The sequence below is a fragment of the Wenjunlia vitaminophila DSM 41686 genome, assembly GCF_000380165.1.
Taxonomy (GTDB): Bacteria; Actinomycetota; Actinomycetes; order Streptomycetales; family Streptomycetaceae; genus Wenjunlia; species Wenjunlia vitaminophila.
The window spans coordinates 184808-205935 of record NZ_KB904735.1; the positions used below are offsets into that span (position 1 = coordinate 184808).

The 21128-nt window shown below is 72.8% G+C and carries 20 protein-coding genes; 8 read left to right on the forward strand and 12 right to left on the reverse strand.

What is annotated here, in order from left to right; all coding sequences use genetic code 11:
• Positions 1-17: 17 nt before the first annotated feature.
• Both A3IG_RS0127735 and hppD read right to left on the reverse strand, forming a co-directional pair.
• Positions 18-1427 carry a geranylgeranyl reductase family protein gene (locus A3IG_RS0127735; RefSeq protein ID WP_018386850.1) on the reverse strand — a complete coding sequence of 470 codons (1410 nt, stop codon included), beginning with the start codon at positions 1425-1427 and terminating at the stop codon, positions 18-20.
• Positions 1428-1470: 43 nt separating this feature from the next.
• Positions 1471-2622, reverse strand: a complete 1152-nt coding sequence (gene hppD, locus A3IG_RS0127740; protein ID WP_018386851.1) for a 4-hydroxyphenylpyruvate dioxygenase — start codon at positions 2620-2622, stop codon at positions 1471-1473.
• A gap of 357 nt (positions 2623-2979) precedes the next feature.
• Between hppD and A3IG_RS33465 the strand changes: the two genes are divergently transcribed.
• Genes A3IG_RS33465 through A3IG_RS0127755 form a run of 3 tightly spaced genes read left to right on the forward strand, consistent with a single transcriptional unit; the run spans position 2980 to position 6205 of the window.
• On the forward strand, positions 2980-4092 hold the full coding sequence (locus A3IG_RS33465; RefSeq protein WP_018386852.1) for a methyltransferase: 1113 nt from the start codon (positions 2980-2982) through the stop codon (positions 4090-4092).
• Entirely contained in the window at positions 4089-5222 is a 1134-nt protein-coding gene (locus A3IG_RS33470; protein WP_018386853.1) for a prenyltransferase, read from the forward strand. The genes A3IG_RS33465 and A3IG_RS33470 overlap by 4 nt, the downstream gene beginning before the upstream one ends.
• The gene (locus A3IG_RS0127755; RefSeq protein WP_018386854.1) at positions 5219-6205 is read left to right on the forward strand and encodes a tocopherol cyclase family protein; all 987 of its coding nucleotides are present in this window, start codon (positions 5219-5221) and stop codon (positions 6203-6205) included. Before A3IG_RS33470 ends, A3IG_RS0127755 begins: the two co-directional genes overlap by 4 nt.
• Before the next feature lie 105 nt (positions 6206-6310).
• Here the strand turns inward: A3IG_RS0127755 and A3IG_RS34455 are convergent, their stop codons facing one another.
• Positions 6311-6475: a hypothetical protein gene (locus tag A3IG_RS34455; RefSeq protein WP_018386855.1), complete on the reverse strand. Its 165-nt coding sequence runs from the start codon at positions 6473-6475 to the stop codon at positions 6311-6313.
• A gap of 358 nt (positions 6476-6833) precedes the next feature.
• Between A3IG_RS34455 and A3IG_RS0127765 the strand changes: the two genes are divergently transcribed.
• Positions 6834-8888 (forward strand): SpoIIE family protein phosphatase, encoded by a 2055-nt coding sequence (locus A3IG_RS0127765; RefSeq protein ID WP_018386856.1) that lies wholly within the window; start codon positions 6834-6836, stop codon positions 8886-8888.
• 91 nt (positions 8889-8979) lie between these two features.
• Here the strand turns inward: A3IG_RS0127765 and A3IG_RS0127770 are convergent, their stop codons facing one another.
• On the reverse strand, positions 8980-9633 hold the full coding sequence (locus A3IG_RS0127770) for a class I SAM-dependent methyltransferase (RefSeq protein WP_018386857.1): 654 nt from the start codon (positions 9631-9633) through the stop codon (positions 8980-8982).
• 279 nt (positions 9634-9912) lie between these two features.
• Positions 9913-10590: a TetR/AcrR family transcriptional regulator gene (locus A3IG_RS0127775; RefSeq protein ID WP_040912456.1), complete on the reverse strand. Its 678-nt coding sequence runs from the start codon at positions 10588-10590 to the stop codon at positions 9913-9915.
• Between the two features lie 186 nt (positions 10591-10776).
• On the opposite strand from A3IG_RS0127775, the gene A3IG_RS0127780 reads away from it, so the two are divergent.
• Entirely contained in the window at positions 10777-11895 is a 1119-nt protein-coding gene (locus A3IG_RS0127780; protein ID WP_026220743.1) for a serine hydrolase domain-containing protein, read from the forward strand.
• A gap of 160 nt (positions 11896-12055) precedes the next feature.
• Here the strand turns inward: A3IG_RS0127780 and A3IG_RS0127785 are convergent, their stop codons facing one another.
• The 4 genes from A3IG_RS0127785 to A3IG_RS31610 form a co-directional block, all read right to left on the reverse strand.
• Positions 12056-12748 carry a DedA family protein gene (locus A3IG_RS0127785; RefSeq protein WP_018386860.1) on the reverse strand — a complete coding sequence of 231 codons (693 nt, stop codon included), beginning with the start codon at positions 12746-12748 and terminating at the stop codon, positions 12056-12058.
• 9 nt (positions 12749-12757) lie between these two features.
• A complete protein-coding gene (locus A3IG_RS0127790; RefSeq protein ID WP_018386861.1) occupies positions 12758-13495 on the reverse strand; it encodes an SGNH/GDSL hydrolase family protein in 738 nt (245 codons plus the stop codon).
• A gap of 124 nt (positions 13496-13619) precedes the next feature.
• A complete protein-coding gene (locus tag A3IG_RS0127795) occupies positions 13620-14465 on the reverse strand; it encodes an RluA family pseudouridine synthase (protein WP_018386862.1) in 846 nt (281 codons plus the stop codon).
• A 153-nt stretch (positions 14466-14618) separates the two neighbouring features.
• Positions 14619-15761, reverse strand: coding sequence for a glycoside hydrolase family 16 protein (locus tag A3IG_RS31610; protein ID WP_018386863.1), 1143 nt, complete (start codon positions 15759-15761; stop codon positions 14619-14621).
• 291 nt (positions 15762-16052) lie between these two features.
• Between A3IG_RS31610 and A3IG_RS0127805 the strand changes: the two genes are divergently transcribed.
• The gene (locus A3IG_RS0127805; RefSeq protein ID WP_236719108.1) at positions 16053-16958 is read left to right on the forward strand and encodes a S1 family peptidase; all 906 of its coding nucleotides are present in this window, start codon (positions 16053-16055) and stop codon (positions 16956-16958) included.
• Between the two features lie 27 nt (positions 16959-16985).
• Here A3IG_RS0127805 and A3IG_RS0127810 read toward each other — a convergent pair whose 3' ends face one another.
• Both A3IG_RS0127810 and A3IG_RS0127815 read right to left on the reverse strand, forming a co-directional pair.
• Positions 16986-18197, reverse strand: a complete 1212-nt coding sequence (locus A3IG_RS0127810; RefSeq protein WP_018386865.1) for a flavin-dependent oxidoreductase — start codon at positions 18195-18197, stop codon at positions 16986-16988.
• On the reverse strand, positions 18194-18562 hold the full coding sequence (locus A3IG_RS0127815) for a YybH family protein (RefSeq protein ID WP_018386866.1): 369 nt from the start codon (positions 18560-18562) through the stop codon (positions 18194-18196). The genes A3IG_RS0127810 and A3IG_RS0127815 overlap by 4 nt, the downstream gene beginning before the upstream one ends.
• A gap of 153 nt (positions 18563-18715) precedes the next feature.
• Here A3IG_RS0127815 and A3IG_RS0127820 point away from each other — a divergent pair, with 153 nt between their 5' ends.
• Both A3IG_RS0127820 and A3IG_RS0127825 read left to right on the forward strand, forming a co-directional pair.
• Entirely contained in the window at positions 18716-19690 is a 975-nt protein-coding gene (locus A3IG_RS0127820) for a LysR family transcriptional regulator (RefSeq protein WP_018386867.1), read from the forward strand.
• Between the two features lie 208 nt (positions 19691-19898).
• Entirely contained in the window at positions 19899-20699 is an 801-nt protein-coding gene (locus A3IG_RS0127825) for a maleylpyruvate isomerase N-terminal domain-containing protein (protein ID WP_018386868.1), read from the forward strand.
• Positions 20700-20801: 102 nt separating this feature from the next.
• Here the strand turns inward: A3IG_RS0127825 and A3IG_RS0127830 are convergent.
• On the reverse strand, positions 20802-21128 hold a 327-nt coding region (locus tag A3IG_RS0127830; RefSeq protein ID WP_018386869.1), incomplete at its 5' end, for a peptidoglycan-binding domain-containing protein.

The following is a 21128-nucleotide window of genomic DNA, read 5'->3' on the forward strand; positions in this document are numbered from 1 at the left end:
TTGGGTCGGCGGGGGCGTCAACGCGGTGGGGACAGCGACCGGTCCCGCGGCGTGCGGACCGGCACCGTCCTGATCGCCAGGTTGACCAACCGGTCGGCCAGGTCCGGGCTCGACCCGTCCACCAGGTTGGACAGCACCCGCACCATCAGCCCCATCGCCGCCGGCGACCTGATCACCTCGTGGGTGACCAGGCGGGTGAACGCGGGACGGGCCATCAGTGAGGCGAACCCGGTGGCCAGGCGGTAGTACCGCCCGTGCCGGTGGTGGAGCTCCCTTGGGTACCGTTGGAACGCCTGCTCACGGCCGGGCCCGGAGGGCCTGGCCAGGGCCTGGACGATGACCTCCGCGGCCAGCTCCCCGGACTCCATCGCGTAGGCGATGCCCTCACCGTTGCAGGGGTTGACCATCCCGCCGCAGTCGCCGACCAGCAGCATCCCCGCCCGGTAGTGGGGGACGCGGTTGAAACCCATGGGCAGGGCGGCCCCACGGACGGGACCCGCGGCGTTCTCCTCCCGCAACCCCCACTCGGCCGGGGTTCTCGCCAGCCACTCGGTGAGCATCGTGCGGATGTCGAACGACCCGGTCCTGGCGTTGTTGAGCACCCCGAGACCGACGTTGACCCGGCCGTCACCCAGGGGGAAGACCCAGCCGTAGCCGGGCAGGATGCACCCGTCCTGACGGCGGCGCAGGTCCAGCCAGGACTCGAGGTACGGGTCCCGGTGCCTGGCGGGACTGCGGTAGTACCGCCGGATCGCGGTGCCCACCGGTCGGTCCCGGCGTCGTTCGAGGCCCAGGCAGAGCGCGAGCCGCGCCGGGCCGCCGTCGGCGGCGACCACGACCTGCGCGCCGAAGGTGACCGGGCGCCGCTCCGGGCCGGCCAGCGCCCTCACCCCGACCACCCGGCCGCCGTGGTCCAGCACCGGTTCGGTGACCCGGGTCCCGGTCAGGAGCCGGGCCCCGGCCAGCACCGCCTGCCGCGCCAGCAACTCGTCGAAGTCCATCCGGGTCCTGGTGAGGCCGTAGCCGGGGAAGCGGGGACCCTCCGGCCAGTCCAGCTCCACCCGGTGGCGGCCCGAGACGAACCGCAGCCCGCGGTTGCGCACCCAGCCCGCGGCCGAGGTGTCGATCCCCATCCGGACGAGTTGGTGGACCGCCCGGGGGGTGAGGCCGTCCCCGCACACCTTCTCCCTGGGGAACTCCGCCTTCTCCACCAGCAGCACGTCCACGCCGCAGCGCGCGAGGTGGTAGGCGGCCGACGAGCCGCCGGGCCCGGCACCGACCACGATCACGTCGGCGTCAGAACCACCCGCCGGGCCCTGGGCGGGGATCACCTCGGCCGGCGCCCCGGTGGGCGCCGCGCCGTCGGGAACGCGGGCCGCCGCGCCGGGGGCGACGGGTGACTCGGTGGTCGCGGTGGGGTCGATCACGAGGTGGCCTCTCGACGGCGTGGGAACGGGTGCGGAGGGAGGTTCAGAGGTTGCCGCGGCGCGCCTGTTCCCGTTCCACGGCCTCGAACAGCGCCTGGAAGTTCCCCTTGCCGAACCCCCGCGAGCCGTGACGTTCGATCAGCTCGACGAAGAAGGTGGGCCGGTCGGAGAGCGGTCGGGTGAAGATCTGGAGCAGGTAGCCGTCCTCGTCCCGGTCCACCAGGATGCCCCGGTCGTTGAGGTCGGCGAGGTCCACCCGCACCGGTCCGATGCGGGCGCGCAGCGCCGGGTCCTGGTAGTACGTGTCCGGGGTGGCCAGGAACTCGACGCCGGCGGCCCGCATGGCGTCCGTTGCCGCCACGATGTCGTCCGTCTCGAGGGCCACGTGCTGGATGCCCGGCCCCTGGTGGTAGTGCAGGTACTCCTCGATCTGGGAGCGCCGCCGGCCGGGTGCGGGTTCGTTCAGGGGCAGCCGGATCCGACCGGTGCCGTCGGTGAGGACCTTGCTCATCAACCCGGAGTACTCCGTGGCGATGTCGTCACCGACGAACTCGACGGTCGGGGTGAACCCCATGGTCCGCCGGTAGAAGTCCACCCAGTGGTCCATCCGGCCGCGTTCCACGCAGCCGACCACGTGGTCCACGGTGTGGAAGAGCTCCCGACGGGGCGACCGGCCGGGCAGCGGGTGGAACCCGGGGAGGAACGCGCCCCCGTACCCCGAGCGGTCGACCAGGGTGTGCCGCACCGGCCCGTAGCCGGCCAGCGCCGCCGTCCGCACCCCGCCCCGGTCGTCCGCGACCGTGTGCGGCTCCACCAGGCCGGTCGCGCCGCGGGCCACCGCGTACGCGAAGGCCGCGTCCACGTCCCGCACGGCGAACGCCACGTCGCTGACCCCGTCACCGTGGCGGGCCGCCCAGCGGCCGGCCGCACTGTCCGGCTCGGCGCCGCCCGTCACCAGGAACCGCACCTGGCCCGAGGCCAGCAGGTACTCGCCGTGCTCCCGCCCGCCGGCCCCCGGCCCGCGCCAGGCCAACGGGGTCATGCCCAGCGCGGAGACGTAGAAGTGCGCCGCCTGCCAGGCGTTGCCCACGCACAGCCGCAGGTGGTCGATGCCCAGCAGGGCGAACTCGGAGCCCTCCTCGCCGGCGGCCCCGGTCCGGGGAGCCTCGGCCGCCGGGCCCGGGCGCGAGGACACCGGTCCGGGGCGCGGCGCCGCGGGAGCGGGAGGGGCGGGGGGTGGGGCCCCACCCGCAAGGCTCGTCTCGCTCGGCATGGGACTCCTCTCGTCCGGCCCCGTCCGCCGGGGCCTCCTCGGCACCGGTCAGAAAAGGCTCGCGGCGGCGAAAAAGGCGCACGGCGGCCTGGCCGCATTCCTAACAAATTCTGAGACGCGTTTCGAGGAGCCAGGACCAGTGCGGTGAGAAACCATCAGATGGGCGACACCCACAACGACTACGACTATCTGAGTATTCGCCTTCCGGTGACGTCCTCCCCATTCCCAGGAACGGATTCTGTCACGATCCCCGCGGACCACACGGAGAAAGGACGTGCCATGCCGGTAAGGCCCGCAAGCAGCCAGGGCAGTCTTCCGGAGGAGCGGGAAGACGACGACGGAATTCCCCGGGCACAGGAAGCGGATCTGGAACGCCTGTCCCTGATCCTGTTCGGACACTCCGCCTTCCAGTGCCTCAACGCGGCCTGTGAACTCGGTCTGTTCGAGTTGTTGGCGAGCAGCGGGCCGCTGACCGCGCAGGAGGTGGGGGACAGCCTCGGCCTCGCCGACCGCGCCACCGACATCCTGCTGCTCGGCTGCACCGCCCTCGGGCTCACCCGGAAGAACGCCGACCAGTACCGGGTGGCCCCGGTCATCACCTGGCTCATGGAACAGGGCGAGTGGCAGCACCTGCGGAACACCGTCGCCTTCGAGCAGCACATCGTCTACCCCGGCCAGGTGGACTTCACCGAGGCGCTGCGCCGGAACACCAACGCCGGGCTGCGCCGGATTCCCGGGGAGGGGGCCGACCTGTACCGCAGGATCGCCGCCCAGCCGCGGCTGGAGCAGGTCTTCTACCGCTACATGCGCTCCTGGTCCCAGCTCGCCAACGGGCACCTGGTGGAGACCCTGGACCTGTCCGCCACGCACCGCCTGCTCGACTGCGGAGGCGGGGAGGCGGTCAACGCCATCGCGCTCGCCCGGGCCAATCCCGAGCTGCGTGTGACCGTGCTCGACCTGCCGTCCGCGGCGACCCTGGCCCGCAAGCGGATCGAGGAGGCGGACCTTGCCGAGCGGATCTCGGTGGTGGCCGCCGACATGTTCACCGCCCCCTTCCCGGAGGGGCACGACTGCGTGCTCTTCGCCCACCAACTCGTCATCTGGACGCCGGAGGAGAACACCGCCCTGCTGCGCAAGGCACACGCCGCGCTGCCGCCCGGGGGCAGGGTGGTGGTCTTCAACTCCATGTCGCACGACTCCGGAGAGGGCCCCCTGGTGGCGGCCCTGGACAGCGTCTACTTCGCGTCCCTCCCGGCCGAGGGCGGCATGATCTACCCCTGGCGACTGCACGAGGAGTGCCTGCGGGCGGCGGGCTTCGCCGAGGTGCGGCGCCACGCCTGCCCCGGGTGGACACCGCACGGCATCCTCGTGGCGTCGAAACCCCCCGCATGACCACCACCGGCACCCTGGGCGCGGTGGTCCGGCTCGCCCGGGTCAAGTTCCTCTTCCAGAGCCTGCTGGTGGTCGGTCTCGGCGTCACCGTCGCCGTCCACGAGACCGGCGCGTTCAGCCCCCGGTGGTACGTGGTGACGGTCGCCTTCGCCTGGGTGACCCACCTGATGACGCACTTCAGCAACGACTACTTCGACCTCGAGGCGGACCGGGCCAACCCCGCCCCCACCTCCTGGACCGGTGGCAGCCGCGTCCTCGTGGACGGCCTGCTGCCCCCGGTGGCCGGCCTCGGCGCCGCGTTCGTGCTGCTGTTCACCGGCGTCGGCCTGACAGCGGTCATGCCCACCCCGTCGGCCCGGCTGACCGCCGCCGCCCTCACCGCCCTCGCCTGGTTCTACACGGCTCCCCCGGCCCGCCTGAACTACCGCGCCATGGGGGAGGCCACCTGCGCGGTGGTGCTGTACGGGATAGGTCCGGTGCTGGCCGCCCTCCTCCAGGCCGGGCCGGTCAGCGGGACCTTGCTGGGCTGCACCGCGGTGGTCTGCGCCCTGCAGGTCGCGCGGTGCCTGGTGATGAACCTCTGCGACATCGAGGGCGACACCAGGGTCGGCAAGCTGACCCTGGCCGGGGCGCTGGGCCCGCGGCGCGCGGTACGGGCCTACGTCGCCACCCAGGCCGTGGTCCACCCCGGCGTGGTGCTGCTGGCGCTCGCCGGGTACCTGCCGGTACCGGCCGCGCTGGCGGTCCTGGTACTGGCCCCGGTGCCCTGGTGGGTGACGCGGCTGCTGGTCAGTGGGGCGGCGCGGGACCCGGAGCGGGCGGAGTCGGTGGCGCTGTGGTCCTCGGTGCAGTTGCCGTTCACCTCCTGCGCGCTGTCGTTGGGCCTGTTGGCCGACATGCTGGCCCGGGGCCGGCCGATCCCCGGTGCCTGGGGCCCGCTGGCGGTGGCCACGGTGGGCGTGTTCGCGCTCTGGCTCCTGCGGACCCTCCGCAGGGGCCGCCCCCGCACCGGCACCGGCGCCCCCTCCGCCCAGCACCCCGGGGTCCGTACGGAGCCGACCCCCGCGCCGGGAGCCGGTGCGGCACCCGGCGCCGGCGAACTCGGTCCCGCCCCGGGGACGGCCCGATGACCGCCCCGCCCGGTGTGGGCCGGGCCGCCGCCGCGCTGCGGACCGCCTGGCGCGGCATGGGCGGGGACCTGCCGTACGGCGACCCGTTGCCGTCCCACCACGCGCCGATGGAGGGGTACCTGTGGCGGTTCACCGACCCCGTTCGGCGTACCGTGCTCCTGGTCGCCTGCGGAATCAACCGCCACCGGCGCGGGCCCTGGGCCACGGTGCTGCTGGCCGCCGAGCCGGGTGGCCAGCTCCACTGGAGCCCGGTGGACGAGGGTTGGGCAGCCACGGACGCGTACCGGCTGCGCGCGGGACGGATACTGGACTACGCCGAGGGGCGGCTCCGGGTGCGGGTCGGCAGCGGCGCCGAACTCGAGGCACGGCTGCAGCCGACCCGGGTGTGGCCCCGCCGCGCCCTGCCGGGCGGGGGCCTGTTCGGGCTGTTGCCCGGCCTGAACCACTACTGGCACCCCCACCTGTTCGGTGCCCGGGTCGCCGGGCGGGTCAGGCTGGGGACGGTCGTGTGGGACCTGTCCCGGTCGCAGGTCTACGCGGAGAAGAGCTGGGGCCGCGGGTTCCCCAGTCGTTGGTGGTGGGGGCAGGCCCAGGACGTCGCCGGTGACGAGGTGTCCCTGGCGTTCGCCGGGGGCCACCTGGCGCTGGGCCCGGTCGGAGCCCCGGTGAACGGACTGGTGATGTGGCTCAGGGGAGAGGTGGTGCGCCTGGTCCCGCCACTGGCCGTGGTGCGCGGGGGTACCCACGCCGGTCAGTGGCGGGTCCTGGCGAGGAACGGACGGTATCGGGTGGAGGTCGAGGGCGAGTCCTCGGGCGGGACTCCGGCCCTGCCGCTGCCCGTCCCGGTGCCGGGCCGGCGGGACCATCTCACCGTGGAACACCACCTCGCCGCGCGGCTCAGGTTGACCGTCTGGCGGGATGGGCGCCGCCTGCTCCGGGGCGAGTCAACCCTGGCCAGCCTGGAGGTCGGCGGTACGGGCTGACGCGCCGCGACGCGTCGGACGGAAGGTGGGTCCTGGCTCGAAGGGTGCGGTGCCGGTCCGTGGACGGCGCCGCTCGGTCAGTGATGGTCGCGGTGTGACGGTGGTTCAGTGGCGGTGCGGGGCCGCCTCCGCCGCCGCGCACTCGGCGTGGCCGCAGGGCGTCGTCGTCTCCTGCGGCGGGTCGTCGTCGTCGAAGTCCACCCGGGCACCCTGGTACTGCGAACCGTAAGGAGGCTTGGGCGGGTCAAAGAGGCACTTGCCGCAGCTCATTCCGGCTCCTCCGTTCGATGGTGTCTCGTGGAGCCGTCCCGACCGTGGCGCCTCGGGGCCGTACCGGCTCCGTGGTTCAACGCGCCGGACGTGACGACCGGGGCCACCACCGACCGGCGCCCTACCAACGTACCGCGCCGGTCCGCCGCTGCCACGGACGTCGGCCGCACTGCCGGGGGCGGGGCGCGGCTCCCCCGACCCCCTGGGCACCACGGAGTCCGCCGGGGCACACCGTTGCGTGGGACATCCGGGGCGCCGGTGCCGGACCCCCGCGGGGGCGACCACACACGTGGACGGGGGCATGTCCCCGCCCCGACGGGGTACTCATCGCCGGTGCAGCCGCGCAGGGAGTGGACCGATGGACACAGATGACCGGCTGGGGCTCGAGGTCGTCGACCGGGCTCCGGTGGGCGTGCTGGTCACCATGGGCCCCGAGCACGTCGTGTCCTACATGAACGACCTCTGCCGCCGCATCTTCGGTGACCGCCCGACCGGTCGGCCGACCCGGGTGGTCTTCCCCGACCTGGTGCCCATGGAGCAGCTCAGGGCCCTCGACCACGTCTACAGCACGGGGGAGCCGCTGCAGATCCGTGACCACCCGGTGACGATGCGCTTCCCCGACGACGCGGAGGCCGAGTCCCCGGAACGGGAACGCTTCTTCACCTTCTGGCTGTCCGCCGTGACCGTGCCCGAGCGGGACCGCGGGGTGCTCGTGGTCTCGGTCGAGGTGACCGACCAGGTGGCGGCTGCCCGGCGCAACCGGAACCTGGTGGAGGAACTGCGCCGGACCCTCGAGCGGTACGGGGGCCTGGTCCGGGCCTCCACCGACATGATCTGGGTGACCTCGGCGGGCGGCGGGGTGATCGAACCGAGCCCGGGCTGGGAGGCGGCGACCGGCCAGCCCTGGGAGCAGTTCCGGGGCCGTGGCTGGCTGGACGCCATCCACCCGGAGGACCGCCCGGGCGTGGAGGAGAGCTGGTCGCACGCCCTGGCCGAGGTGCCGGAGACGTTCGAGAGCCTGTTCCGGCTGCGGATGAGGGACGGCAGCCACCGACACCACCAGCTCAAGGCGGTGCCGGTCCGCGGAGACGCCCGGGTCATGGAGTGGATCGGCACCTGTACCGACGTGGAGGACCGGCACAGGAGGGAGGAGCTGCTGGCCCGCGCCGCGGCGGCGACCTCGGACACCCTGCGGCTCGACCAGATGCTCCCGGCCCTCGCGCACGTCGTCGTGCCGGCCCTCGCCGACGCCTGTGACATCTACCTGTTCCCCCAGTCGGCCGAGCCACCGCCGGGAATCCCGCTGGTGGTGGAGCGGGCCGCGATCACCGTCCGCGCGGGGCTGCCCGTCCCCCCACCGCTCGGCGAGGTCCGCTTCCGTCCGGAGGGAATCCTGGGCCGGGTGGTCGCGGAACGCCGCCCGATCTACTCCAGGTTCGATCCCGGGAGGATCGCCGAGAGCGTCGCCCCCGCGGCGACCCGCGACTGGCTCGAGGCGGCGCGGGCGAACAGCCAGGTGTTGCTGCCCGTCCTGGTGGACGGGGCGGTCGCGGCGGTGATCGGCGCCACGGTCTGCGGGGACCGGGAGCCGATCAGCACCGACGACATGGAGATGCTGCGGCAGATCCTGGACAACGCCGACGCCCTGCTGAGCCACGCCGTGCGCTCCCAGCGCACCCAGGCGGTGTCCCTCGCCCTGCAACGCAGTCTGCTCAGCGAACCGCCCGAGGTGCCCGGACTCGACATGGTGGCCCGCTACCGTCCCAGCTCCGCCGCCGCAGAGGTCGGCGGTGACTGGTACGACGCGTTCGTGCTGCCGTCGGGACCCGTCGTGCTGGCCATCGGGGACGTCACGGGACACGACCTGTCCGCGGCGGTCACCATGAGCCAGCTCAGGAACATGCTGCGCGGCCTGACCCTGGACCGCCAGGAGCCTCCGGAGGAGATCGTCCGCCGTCTCGACGTCACCATCCACACGCTGTACGAGGAGACCACGGCCACCTGTGTGCTGTCCCGCGTGGAGCAGGGGGAGGACGGTGGTTGGCAGTTCAACTACACCGTGGCGGGGCACCCGCCCCCCCTGCTGGTCACCCGGGACGGCAGGGCGACCTACCTGGAAGAAGCCACCGGGCTGCTGCTCGGGGTCCTGCTGCGCCCACGGATCGGAGCCGTGGTGCCCCTCCCACCGGGCAGCACCCTGCTGCTCTACACCGACGGCCTGGTGGAACGGCCGGGCGAGAGCGTGGAGCAGGGCCTGCAACGGCTCCGTCGCCACGCCTCCGCCCTGGCCAACGCCCCGCTCGACCTGTTCTGCGACCAGATCCTGGCGTGGTCGAGGTCCGAAGCCCGGCGGGACGACATCGCCCTGATCGCCACCCGGGTGCTCACGGAGGAGGACTCAGGGGGCGGCTGAGGCCAGGTGGCAGTCAACCCCGCGGCCTGACCGCCACGCCGTGACCGCCGGCGATCCGGCACGAGCGCCCTCGCCGCAGCGACAAGCCCCGTCAGGTCCCCTCGGGCTTGCGGGCCAGCAGGCAGGCGTGCGGTCTGTTCACCCGTCCGCCGGGCTCCTGCTCCAGCCTCGCGGTGACGAGGAGTCCGGCCTCTTCCAGCAGGCCGACCACGCGGTTCAGCGGCAGGAGATACGACTCGTAGGACACCGGACGGCCATAGCCCTGGGTCGGCCGCAGCCTTTCATCGCCGACATAGTCCCCCCAGAGCAGGTAGCCGCCGGGCGCGAGCGTGCGGTGGAACTCGGCGAACACAGTCGGCAGCCACCGCGGGGGCGTGTGGTGGGTGGAGTACCAGGCCAGGATGCCGCCGAGCTCGTCGCCCCTCATCTCCAGCGCGGTCATCGAGCCCTCGGTGAACCGCAGATTCGGATGGGCGTGCCGAGCCAGCCCGATCATCTTCGGCGACAGATCGACGCCGAAGGCGGAAACCCCCAGCCCGGCCAGGTGCGCCGTCACACGACCGGGGCCACACCCCAGGTCCGCGACCGGCCCCAGCCCAGCCGTCCGCACGAGCTCGGCGAACCCCGCCAGCATCGCGCGTGACAGAGGGTCCATCTCGGCGGGAGGCGGGACGCGTTCGACGTAGTCGGCGGCGACCGTGTCGTACGACTCGCGCACGGCGGTCAGGAAGGAGGGCTCAGCCATGCGGCGACCCTAGATCAGAGAACTGACACGCCGTGTCACGACCTCGAGTTGACCTGCACCGCATCCATCGGCACGGACACCTGGCAGATCCCACCTCGGTCAAGGTTCTCGGCCGCGGCACCAGGGCCTGTCTGATGAATCCCGCCTGGGTCGTGACGCCTGGCACGCACGCTCGCTGCGTTGTCGGGATCGTCCATGTACGCCCAGTACGAGGACGACCCTCCGCCTTGCGATCGCACGCACCAGACGCCGCGACCCCCGCCCTCCGGGCGGACGGCGCTACTTATCAGACAGGCCCTGGCTCGGGCGGACAGCGGCCTCGATGTGGGCGAGTTGGGCGGCGAGGATCTCTTCGAACGCGGCGCGGCGGTCCACCCCGAGGGGGCGGACGTCGCGGGCGAAGTGGGCCAGGGCGGGGAAGTGTTCGGGGTCGGCGCCGAGTACCGCGACGCGGAACAGCTCCATGCCCTCTTCGTACTCTTCCGGGGTGATGGTGCTGACTCCGGCCTCGGAGGTGATCAGTGCGGCGATGAGGACCGCGATCCGGTGGTAGCGCGCCGGGATCTCCTCGTCGGGCAGGCCCGACGCGCGCAGGGCCTGCAGCACCTCTTCCATGACCAGCCGGGAACCGGCGCCGCCTGACGCGTACCGTCCCCAGACCGCGGCGAGCTGGGGCTGCTGGCCGAACGCCTCTCTCACGCGCAGGGCCAAGGCGGTGATGCGCTGCTTCCAGTCGCCCTCGGCGCGGTAGTCGTCCATGGAGGCCAGGAGCATCCGGTCGGCGACCGCGCGCAGCAGTTCCGTCTTGCTGCGGAAGTGTCGGTACAGGCTGGAGGAATCGGTCCCGAGGGTCGCGGCGAGCTTGCGCACGCTGAACGACTCCGCGTCGCTCGTGCGCAGCAACTCCGTTGCCGCATCCAGGATTTCCTCGGTCGACCAACGCCTTCGACCTGCCATTTCGCCCCTCTCGTCGAGCTCAGCCTACCTCATGCACTTGGTGTTGCACGCACTGCGTGCATAATGAGGACATGGGCGTGCCGAGCGACCCGGCAGCAGGCGGGTCGACGTGCCACGCGTGCCCTGTCACCCGGGTCGGGCAACCGATGTGGAGCTCACCCCGAGCAATGCGAAAGGACGCATGTCGTGACGAACCCATTGGATCCCGCGGCGCTGGACGCCGCCATCGAGAACGTCCACCGCGCGGGGCTGCCGGGCCTGTTCGCCGAGGTGCGGGACGGCGAGCAGGTCTGGTGCGGCGCCGCCGGGGTCGCTGATGTCACCACCGGCCGCCCCGTGACCGCCGGCATGCGTCACCGCGTCGGCAGCATCACCAAGACCTTCACCGCCGCGGCGGTCCTCCGGCAGGTCGAGAGCGGTCAGATCGGGCTCGACACGCCGATCGGCCGGTACCTGCCGAAGCTGGTCCCCGGGGAACGCGGTGACGCGATCACGGTCCGGATGCTGATCAACCACACCAGCGGCCTCGCTGAGTACCTCCCGTACGCCTACCCCTCCTTCAAGGCGTTCCCCGTCGTCGCGGAGACGCGGCCCCAGAGCCTGGACGACCACCGGTTCACGCGGTTCGACCCCACCGAACTCATCGAGATGGGAGTCACCGCACCCGCCGCCGGCGCCCCGGGCGGTACGCCGGGGGCGTACTCCAACACCAACTACCTGCTCCTCGACCAGCTCCTGGAACAGGTGACCGGCACCACGACCGAGCAGTACATCACCCGGGACGTCATCGAGCGCGCCGGGCTCCGGGACACCGGATTCCCTGCCGGACCGAACGTCGACGGGCCGCACTCGCAGCTCTACGAGGCGTGGTTCGGCATGATCGACCCACCGCGCGACTACAGCGTCTACGACATGTCGTGGGTGGGGCCGTCGGCCTCGCTGATATCGACCGTCACGGACCTCAACCGCTTCTACGGCCTGCTGCTGGCCGGGGAGATCGTCAGTCCGTCGTCGCTGGCGCAGATGCAGCGCACCGTCCCGGTCGTCTCCCAGGAGGGAAGGACGGGCGACTACGGCCTCGGCCTGCACCCGATGGGAGGGCCGGACCAGGGCACCTTCTGGGGTCACGGCGGCACGGTGTGGGGTGCTGGGGCGCTGGCCATGACCCGTGCCGACGGCAGGCGGCAGATGGCCGTCGCGGTGAACATGCAGAGGTGGAACACGCTTGACCCATCCGGCAAGCCGCAGCCCCATCCCATCGACGACGCGCTTGCGACCCTCTACCGCGTGGCGATGTACGGCTGACCGGACTGCCACCGGCCTTCGTCGCCACCACGGAACCCGACGCCCGCTGTGCGACGAGGGCACGGTCGTGGAGCTCGCTGACCAGGCCGTGCTCAGGGTTCGGGACAGCACCTCGGGCCCGGTGGTGGGCGCCGGTTGGTCGCCGTCCCCGGGCCGCCCCTCACCGGCGCGGTCCGTCCCGGTGGCGGCGCCGTCCGCGCCGACGGCCGGGGAGCAGCAGCCGCACCGCGACGAACGCCGCCACCAGCGTGCCCAGGCCGATCGCCACGGCGGTGGAGTAGATCCCGGCGTAGTGGGTGACCCGGTCCCAGTTGTCGCCGAGCGCGTACCCGGCGAGGACGAAGGCGGTGTTCCACAGGGCGCTGCCCAGGGCGGTCAGGGTGACGAAGGTGCCCAGGGGCATGCGCTCCACCCCTGCCGGGATCGAGATCAGGCTGCGGAAGACCGGAACCATCCGGCCGAAGAACACCGCCTTTGTCCCGTGCCGGGCGAACCACGCCTGTGTCCGCACGACGTCCTCGGGCCTGACCAGCGGCAGCTTGGCGGCGATCAGCAGCGTGCGGTCAAGACCCAGCAGCGCGCCCCCGGCGTACAGCACCAGCGCGCCGAGAACGGAGCCCGCGGTGGTGCAGGCCAGCGCCGCCAGCAGGTTCATCTCACCGCGGCTGGCCGCGAAGCCGGCCAGCGGCAGGATCACCTCGCTGGGCAACGGAGGGAACAGGTTCTCCAGGGCCACCGCCAGCCCCGCCCCCGGGGCCCCGAGCGTGCCCATCAGGTCCGCGACCCACCCGGCGACGCCCCCGGCGGGCTCGTTGCCCGCCAGGGGAGCGCCGTTGCCGCACCGGACGCTCACGGCGGCACGCTAGGCGCCCCCGGCCAGCGCCGCGGCCAGCGGCGGGTACCAGCGGTCGGCGATCTTCCGGTCACCGGAAGGGGTGGGGTGGACGCCGTCGCGGGTGTCGGTGGCGGTGTCGAAACCGGTCCACTGGTCCACCACGGTGACGGGCGAGCGCGCAGTGGTCATGCTCCGGGCCCAGCCGGGGATCTCCGCGTTCAGGGCGGCCACCTGGCGGGCACAGCCGGGGCAGTTGGCCGGGGCCATGGGGATGATCTGGGCGACCAGTACCCGGACCTGCGGGTTGTGGTCCCGCATCTGCTCCACCAGGGTGGTGAAGGCGTCCAGGACCTCGTCGTTCGGCACGTGCCTCCACACGTCGTTGGTCCCCAGGTGCATCACCACCACGTCCGGATCGGTGGCCGCCAGCCAGTCGGGGAGCTGGTCCCGGTCGGCGATGCCGGTGGCGCGGTAGCCGCTGTGGCCCTCGTGATCGCCGTCATGGGGGAGTCCGCCGCAGTTCCGCGGGGGGAGGGTGCCCACGAAGTCGACGTCCCCGTACCCCCCGTCGAGCAGCCGCTGCCACAGCAGGGCGCGCCAGCACCCGGGGGAGCCGGTGATCGAGTCGCCGAGGAGCATCACCCGGGTGGCCCCCGGGGACGACTCGCTGCGCGCCGGCCCCGTCGCGGACAGCAGGCAGGCGGTCAGCACGGCGGCCAGGGCCAGCCGACGGATCGGGCCGAGCCCGACGAGGGTGCGGTTCACGGCACCTCCCAGCGGAACGTGATCAGGGCGACCGCCAGTGGACGTCGGACCCAGTATGGCCGCGACGTGTCCGGTCGGCTCCTCGAGGTGCCCGCGGCCTGGCCGCCCCTCCGGCCGGGTGTGCTCACGGGCGCTGGTGCCGGTCCCGGGGCGCGGAGGGGGAGGCGGCAGCCGTCCGCAGCACGGCTGCCGGACCGCCGTCGGGCAGCCGGTCGTGGACCGGGGACCAGAAGTCCGACCCCGGCTCGGCCTCCACGGTCACCCGGGTCCCGCCGGTCCAGGCCGCGTCGAACGCCAGCCGCCAGGAGTGCAGCGCGGTGCGCTCCCCGCGCGCCGCGCTGCCCTTGTCGAACAGCGGGTCCCCCTCGATCGGATGACCGATCCAGGCCAGATGGACCCGGATCTGGTGCCGCCGCCCGGTCACCGGTTCCACGACGAGCACCGCGTTCCGGGGGTCCTGCCACGCCCGGGTGAAGGTGGTCTCCGACGGGTAGGTGCGCACCTCGGTGAAGACCTCCCCGGGGGGCACCGACCACCGACCGTGTTCGGCTCCGGGCACGCCGTCCTGTCCCGGCAGTGGGGTGCGGGTGGTCTCGATGGCGGTGCGCTGGGCGGCGATCCGGACCCGGTTCTTGCGGCCCACGCTCAGCGGCAGCTCGATGGTGCCCCGCGCGGGCAGACCGCCGGGACGGGTGATGGCGAGGTAGGCCTTGTCCACGGTGCGCCGACTGAACTGGCGGGTCAGATCGGGGTGGAAGCGCATGTCCTTGGCGAACAGGATCGCCCCGGAGGTCACTTTGTCGATGCGGTGTACCGGGAACAGCTCCTCGCCGGCCTCGCGGGCGAGGGTGACCAGGTCGGTCTCGTGCCGCTCGCCCATCACGGAGATGCCCGCGGGCTTGTTGAGCACCAGGACGGCCTCGTCCTCGAAGCAGGCGGCCTCCTGGCGGATCTTGGTCCACTGGTGCACGTGCCGTCCCCACTCCCTGACGTGGCTCCCCCGGGCGGGCGCCCGCTGTGATGGCGGTGATCGTAGCCGTTCGCCGGTCGGGGGGAACGGCGCGGATGCCCGGCGGCCCTGGTGCCCGCGCCCACCAGGGCCGCGGCGCGGGTCGAGTCCGCGCTAGACGTCCCTGCCCAGCGGGGGCACCTCGTCGCGCCGGCACCGGTTCCGCCGTGGATCGAAGGTGTCCCGAGCGGGGGGCGTCGTCCACTTCTGGGTTCGGGTGTCGGGGCACGTTCGCAGCCGGGCCCGGGAGCGGTGGGTGGTGCGGGGTGTGGTGAGCCGTGAGTACCGGCCCAGCGCCCACACCACCCCGCCGGACCCGACCGTGCGCCACCGGCCGGAGGAGCCGTTGACGTGGTGCCGGCCCCGGGCGTCGTGGAAGGCCTGGACCGTGCCCGCCGAGTCGCCGGTGCTGACCCGCACGTAGTCCACCAGGAGCTGCTGCGGGAACACGGTGCTGGCGTCGGGGTCACCCGGCCAGTAGCCGCCGACCGCCAGGTCGAGGACGAGGAAGAAGGGCTTCTCGAACACCCAGGGCTTCCCCTCGAGGTCGGCGGGGGTGCGGCGGTTGTAGACCCGGCCGTCCACGGACCAGCTCATGCGGTGGGGGGACCAGTCGAGGGCGAAGGTGTGGAACGCGTCGGCGAACGCCCGCCCCCCGGACAGGGTGTAGCTGGTGCCGACGGCGTTCGCGCCGGAGTAGCCGGGGCCGTGGACGGTGCTGTGCACCGTGCCGGGTTCGAAGCCCACGTTCTCCACGATGTCGATCTCGCCACTGGCCGGCCAGCCGACGGTTCCGTAGTCCGTGCCCAGCATCCACAGGGCCGGCCACATCCCCTGCCCCCGGGGCATCCGCATCCGGGCCTCGAAGTGCCCGTAGGCCTGGCTGAACCGGCCCGCGGTGTTCAGCCGGGCCGAGGTGTACTGGCACGGGCCGTACCAGCACTGGTACCCACCGGGGTTCTCCTTGCGCGCGGTGATCGCCAGGTGTCCCACGCCGTCCAGGGCGGCGTTGGCGTTGCCCGGTGTGTAGTACTGCCGTTCGTGGTTGTTGGCGCTGTTTCCGGTTTCGGTCTGCCACCTCGCCGGATCGACGGCCCTGCCCGCGGGGCCTTCGAACTCGTCCGCGAAGGTGGTGGTGGCGCGGTTGGTCCTTGAGGTGGCACCCGCCAGGGCGGGGCTCGTCGAGCCCAGGCTGACGAACGAGATGAACCCCGCCGTCACCAGGGGAAGGACGCGGTTCGCGAGTGCTGGGGTCACATCGGCACCGCCTTTCGGTTGCCGGGCAAGCAGTGTGATGACATGCTCCTGACACCGAGTAACGGTCTGGCCTACCATGGCACGGCATCTGGTGTTGCCGACCACCTGACGGTGGGTCTCACAACGCTTCGGTTAGTGCCCGGTTATGTTCGTTCAGTACCGTTCATGCACGATTCAAGTCCGAGCGAGATGTGCCGTCAACGCGCCAGGGTCCAGGTGGGGGAACGCAGGCACCACCACCCGCCCGGGTGCAGGCCGACCGTGCGCCTGTGCCCCCATGAGGAGGTTCAGGTGAACACGTCACGCTTGGTCGCCAGTCGTCGGACCGGGAGGGGTACGCGAATCCTCGCCGTGGTCTCCGGGCTGCTCGCCGCGGTCGCGCTGGCCGTCCCGGGTGCCGCCGCGGCCACCGACTCCCCGGCAGGCGCCGCCGCCCCGGCCGCACGGACCGCCGCCGCCCAGCTCCAGGACACCGTCCGGGGGACCGGTGTCGCCTGGGGTGCGGACGCCTCCGGCGACACGCTCCGGATCCAGGTCGACCCGACCGTGCGGGGCGCCGACCTGGCCGCCGTCCAGCGGGTGGCTGACCGGTACGGCTCCGCTGTCAGGGTGGAACGGCTGGACACACCGTTGACGCTGCGGCTGTCCGGCGGCGACGCGGCCTACACATCGGCCTACCGCTGCACCGTCGGCGTCAACGTCCGCAAGGGCACCACCGACTACTTCGTCACCGCGGGCCACTGCGCCGGCGTCGGCTCCACCTGGTACGCCGACGCCGGCCGCACCACCACGGTCGGCCCCACCGTGTCCGTCGACTTCCCCGGCAACGACTACGCCCTCGTCGCCTACGCCAACGGCGCGGTGCCCAGGCCCGGCACCATCGGGTCCGTGGACATCACCGGGGTCCAGGACCCGGTCGTGGGCCTGAGTGTCTGCATGCGCGGCGGCACCTCCGGGGTCCACTGCGGCGTGATCCTGGCCCTGAACCAGAGCGTGAGCTTCCCCGAGGGAACCATCACCGGCCTGATCCGCACCAACATCTGCTCCGAGCCGGGGGACAGCGGGGCCCCGCTCTACTCCGGCGACAAGGTCATCGGGATTCTGGTCGGTGGCTCCGGGAACTGCGCCAGCGGGGGCACCAGCTACTTCCAGCCCATCCGCGAGGTGTTGAACGCCTACGGCGTCTCGGTGTACTGACCCACGCGCGTCCACCGCGGTCGGCGGTCAGCGAACGGGGCCCGGCCAGGCCAGCGAGGCCCGGGAGTTGAGCTGGGCCACCTCACTGCCCGTGTTCCGCCGGTAGACGTCGGTGATCCGGGCCAGTTCCCGGGCGGTGCGCCCACTGGCCCGGCTCATCGCCCGGTTGGCCCGCACCACCGCCGTGGTGGCCTCCCGGCGGACGGACGCGTAGCGGGCGAGCCCTGCCGGGACGTCATCCCCGGCCGCGGCCAGTTCCCAGGCGAGCACCCGGGCGTCCACCACGGCCTGGGACGCGCCGTTGGCCCCCACCGGGTACATCGGGTGCGCCGCGTCCCCGAGCAGGGTGACCCGGCCCCGTCCCCACGTCGGGAGCGGATCACGGTCCACCATCGGGTACTCCAGGATGCTCGGGCACCCGGACAGCAGGCCCGGCACGTCGAGCCAGCCGAGGGCGAAGTGCTCGAAGTGCGGCAGCACGTCCCCCAGCCGGCCGGCGCGGTTCCACCCGGCGTCCTCGGCCAGCGGCCCCGGCTCAGCCACCCTGACCTGGCAGACCCAGTTGATCCGGCCCCGGCCGATCGGGTACGCCACCAACTCCGCGTCGCCGTCGGGAACGATCACCATCGAGCGGCCGGTGAGGAACGGGTCGGCCTCCGTCACCCCGCGCCACATCCGCACCCCCGACCACAGCAGCGGGTCGCCCCCCGGACACAGTCGGGCCCGCACCACCGAGTGCAGCCCGTCCGCGCCGACCAGCGCCTCCGCGTCCATCGACACCGTCTCCCCGGTGGCCCGGTCCGTCAGCCGCACCCGGACCGGAGCGGCGCCCCGCGGGTCCGGGTCGGTGAAGTCCACCAGGCGCAGACCGGTGCGGACAGCGTCGGACCCCAGCCGCTCCCGGACCGCGGCGAGCAGGAGTAACTGGAGTTCGCCGCGATGGATCGAGTACTGCGGCCAGTGGTAGCCGACGGCCCTTCCGCGTGGTTCGGTGAACACCGTGGCGCCCGACCGGTCGCAGTAGACGTTCTCGGCCGTGGCCACGCCGGTGGCCGCCAGCCGGTCCCCGAGGCCCAACTCGGTCAGCTCCCGCACCGCGTGGGGCAGCAGGTTGATCCCCACGCCCAGCGGCCTGACGCGTCGGACGGACTCCACCACCACCACGTCGATGCCCGCGGCGTGCAGGCTCAGCGCCGCGGTCAGCCCCCCGATCCCCGCCCCCGCGACGAGGACGGTCACCGGCCCGCCCGGATCTCGGGTCGGTCGATGATCCGCAGCCAGGTGCCGTCCGGTTGCTGGCGGGCGACCTGCACCCGACCCCCGGTGTCGTCCGCCGCACGGGTCGAGGTGAGCGCCAGGTCGCCGTAGCGGACCGTGGGCAGCAGCTCCTCCTGCACGAACGGTTCCTCCGCGTGCCGCAGCAGTTGTTCCAGAACCGTCCTGATGGCCTCCCGACCGACCGTGCACGACCCGGGAGGGAAGGCCAGCACGGCGTCAGCGGCGTAGAGCTCGGCCAGGCCCTCGGCGTCGCCCGCGTTGGCCCGTTCCACGAACAGTCGGGTGAGGTCCTCCGGGGTGGCGGCGGCTTCGCGGGTTCCAGACATGGGGACTCCTTCGTGCTGTCGGTCACGTCCGCCCCCGGCCCCGTTCGTCCCCGGGGCCGCGCGGACTCGCCCTGGCAGGCGCCTCACCACTCTGCGCCGGCGCCCTCACATAAGTCCAAGAGATGATGAATATGAGAACTAGAATCTGTGGTTATGGAACTTCACCAGCTCCGGTACTTCGTCGCCGTGGCCGAGGAACAGAACTTCACCCGGGCAGCCGAACGCCTCCACGTGGCGCAGCCGGGGGTCAGCTCCCAGGTCCGCCGGCTCGAGCGCGAACTGGGCCAGGAGTTGTTGGACCGCACCGGCCGCGAGGTACGGCTGACCGAGGTCGGCGCGGCGGTCCTGCCCTACGCCCGGGCCGCGCTCACCGCGGTGGAGGGCGTCCGGCTCGCCGTGGACGAGTTCACCGGGTTGCTCCGGGGCCACGTCGCCGTGGGGGCGGTGACCTCCCACGACATCGACCTGCCCGGCCTGCTCGCCGGCTACCACGCGGACCACCCCGCGGTGGAGATCACACTCACCGAGGGCGACTCCGAGCGTCTGGCCGAGGACCTGCGCGGCGGCCGTCTCGACCTGGCGCTGATCAGCCTCAGCAGCCGCACCCCGCCGGACCTCGAGGTGCAGGTGGTGGTGGACCAACCGATCGTCCTCGCGGTCGGCCACGACCACGAACTCGCCGTGCACACCGCCGTCTCCCTGGCCACGCTCCGCGGCCGGGCGCTGATCAGCCTGCCTCGCGGCACCGGGCTGCGGACCCTGCTTGACGAGGCCTGCGCGTCCGCGGGCTTCACCCCTCGAATCGCCTTCGAGGCCACCGATCCGGACACCCTGGCCCGGTTCGCCGCCCGCGGCCTGGGAGCGGCGGTGCTGCCCCACGCGTTCGCCAGCGCGCGGACCGGGGCGCTCCGGACGATCGCCCTCACTCATCCGGCGATGCGCGGACGCCTGGCCCTGGCCTGGCGGTCCGGTGGACCGAGCAGTCCGGCCGGACGAACCCTGGTCGCCCGGGCCAGAGCCGCGTTCGAGCCGGCTGAACGGGACGTCGCCGCGCCCGTCAACGAGCGCCGCCGGGCCGGGGCGGGGACCGCCGACGGGGCCACCCGGTCCGCCTCCGCCAACGACTGACGCCCAGTCAGTTCACCCTGGAACACGGTGATCCACGCCGCCCCGACGGTGGTCACCGGGGAGTCCCACGGTGAGCCGGAGGGCATCCTCCGGCCTGTGTTAGCGTCAGCGCCACGAGCGAGCCGATCGCCCTCGTGACCCACCCCACGACCGTCCGCGGCCCCCGCCGCCGAGCCGTACCGAGTTGCGCACCCCGGGAGGACGCCGAATGACCGCCGACCAGACCATAGCCGCCCTGCGGGACGCCCACGAGGACCTCGTCGCCCACCTGAAGGGCCTCGACGACGCGGCGCTCGCCGCCCGGTCCGGCGCCTCCGAGTGGTCGGTCGCCCAGGTCCTGAGCCACCTCGGTAGTGGGGCGGAGATCACCGAGGCGGTCCTGCGCAGTGCCAGGGACGGCAGGCCCGCACCGGGGCCGGAGGACCACCAGGCGGTGTGGGACCGTTGGGACGCGCTGGGCGTCCGGGAGCAGGCCGACGGCTTCGTGACGTTCCACGGTTCGCTGGTCAACGCCTTCGAGGAACTGGACGCGGACGCCCGGCAGAACCTGCGGATCACCCTGTCGTTCCTGCCGATGCCGATCGACGTCACCCAGATGTCCGCCATGCGGCTGTTCGAGATCGCCAACCACTCCTGGGACGTCCGGGTGGCCTCCGACCCCGGGGCGGTGCTCTCCGGCCCGGCCAGTGAACTTCTGACCGATCTGCTCTGTGGCCCGGTGGGCTTCCTCTTCCACCTCCTCGCCAAGCCGGACGCCTGGTCAGGGCGCGAGGCGACCATCCGGGTGGAGACCGGGGACCCCGAGCCGGTGCTCGGACTCGTCATTGCGGACCGGGTCTCGCTCACCGCCACCGCTCCCGAGGCGGCGGACTCCACCCTCGCCCTGACCCCGGAGGCGCTGGTGCGCCTGTTCACCGGACGGCTCGCCGGGGAGCGGGTCCCCGCCGGCACCGCGACCACCGGCGCGGTCACCCTGGACGACCTGCGCACGCTCTTCCCCGGCGTCTGAACCAGCCCCGGTCCCCCCTCCCCCGTGCCGGAGCGGCACGGGGGAGGGGGGACCGGGTGCCCCCGGCCGGGGTGCGCCGCCGCCGGGTTTCCGTCCTGGGGTTCAGTCCCAGCTGTCCTGGTTGATGAAGCGGGCGAAGCCGCGCCAGGAGTTGGGGCCCATGACTCCGTCGACGGGACCGGTGTAACCCCAGGCCGCGGCGAGGCGCTGGACCGCCATCCAGGTGTAGGTCCCCGGCACGCCGTCGATGGGACCGGTGTAACCCCAGTGGTCCCGCATGTTGCGCTGCAACGCGGCGTAGGTGTTCACCCCCGGCACACCGTCGATCGGACCCGTGTACCCCGACTCGATCCGCAACCAGTTCTGCGTCCGCATCCACATGACCGGACCCGGAACCCCGTCCTCCTCAGTCGTCGTCTTGGGCAGCCC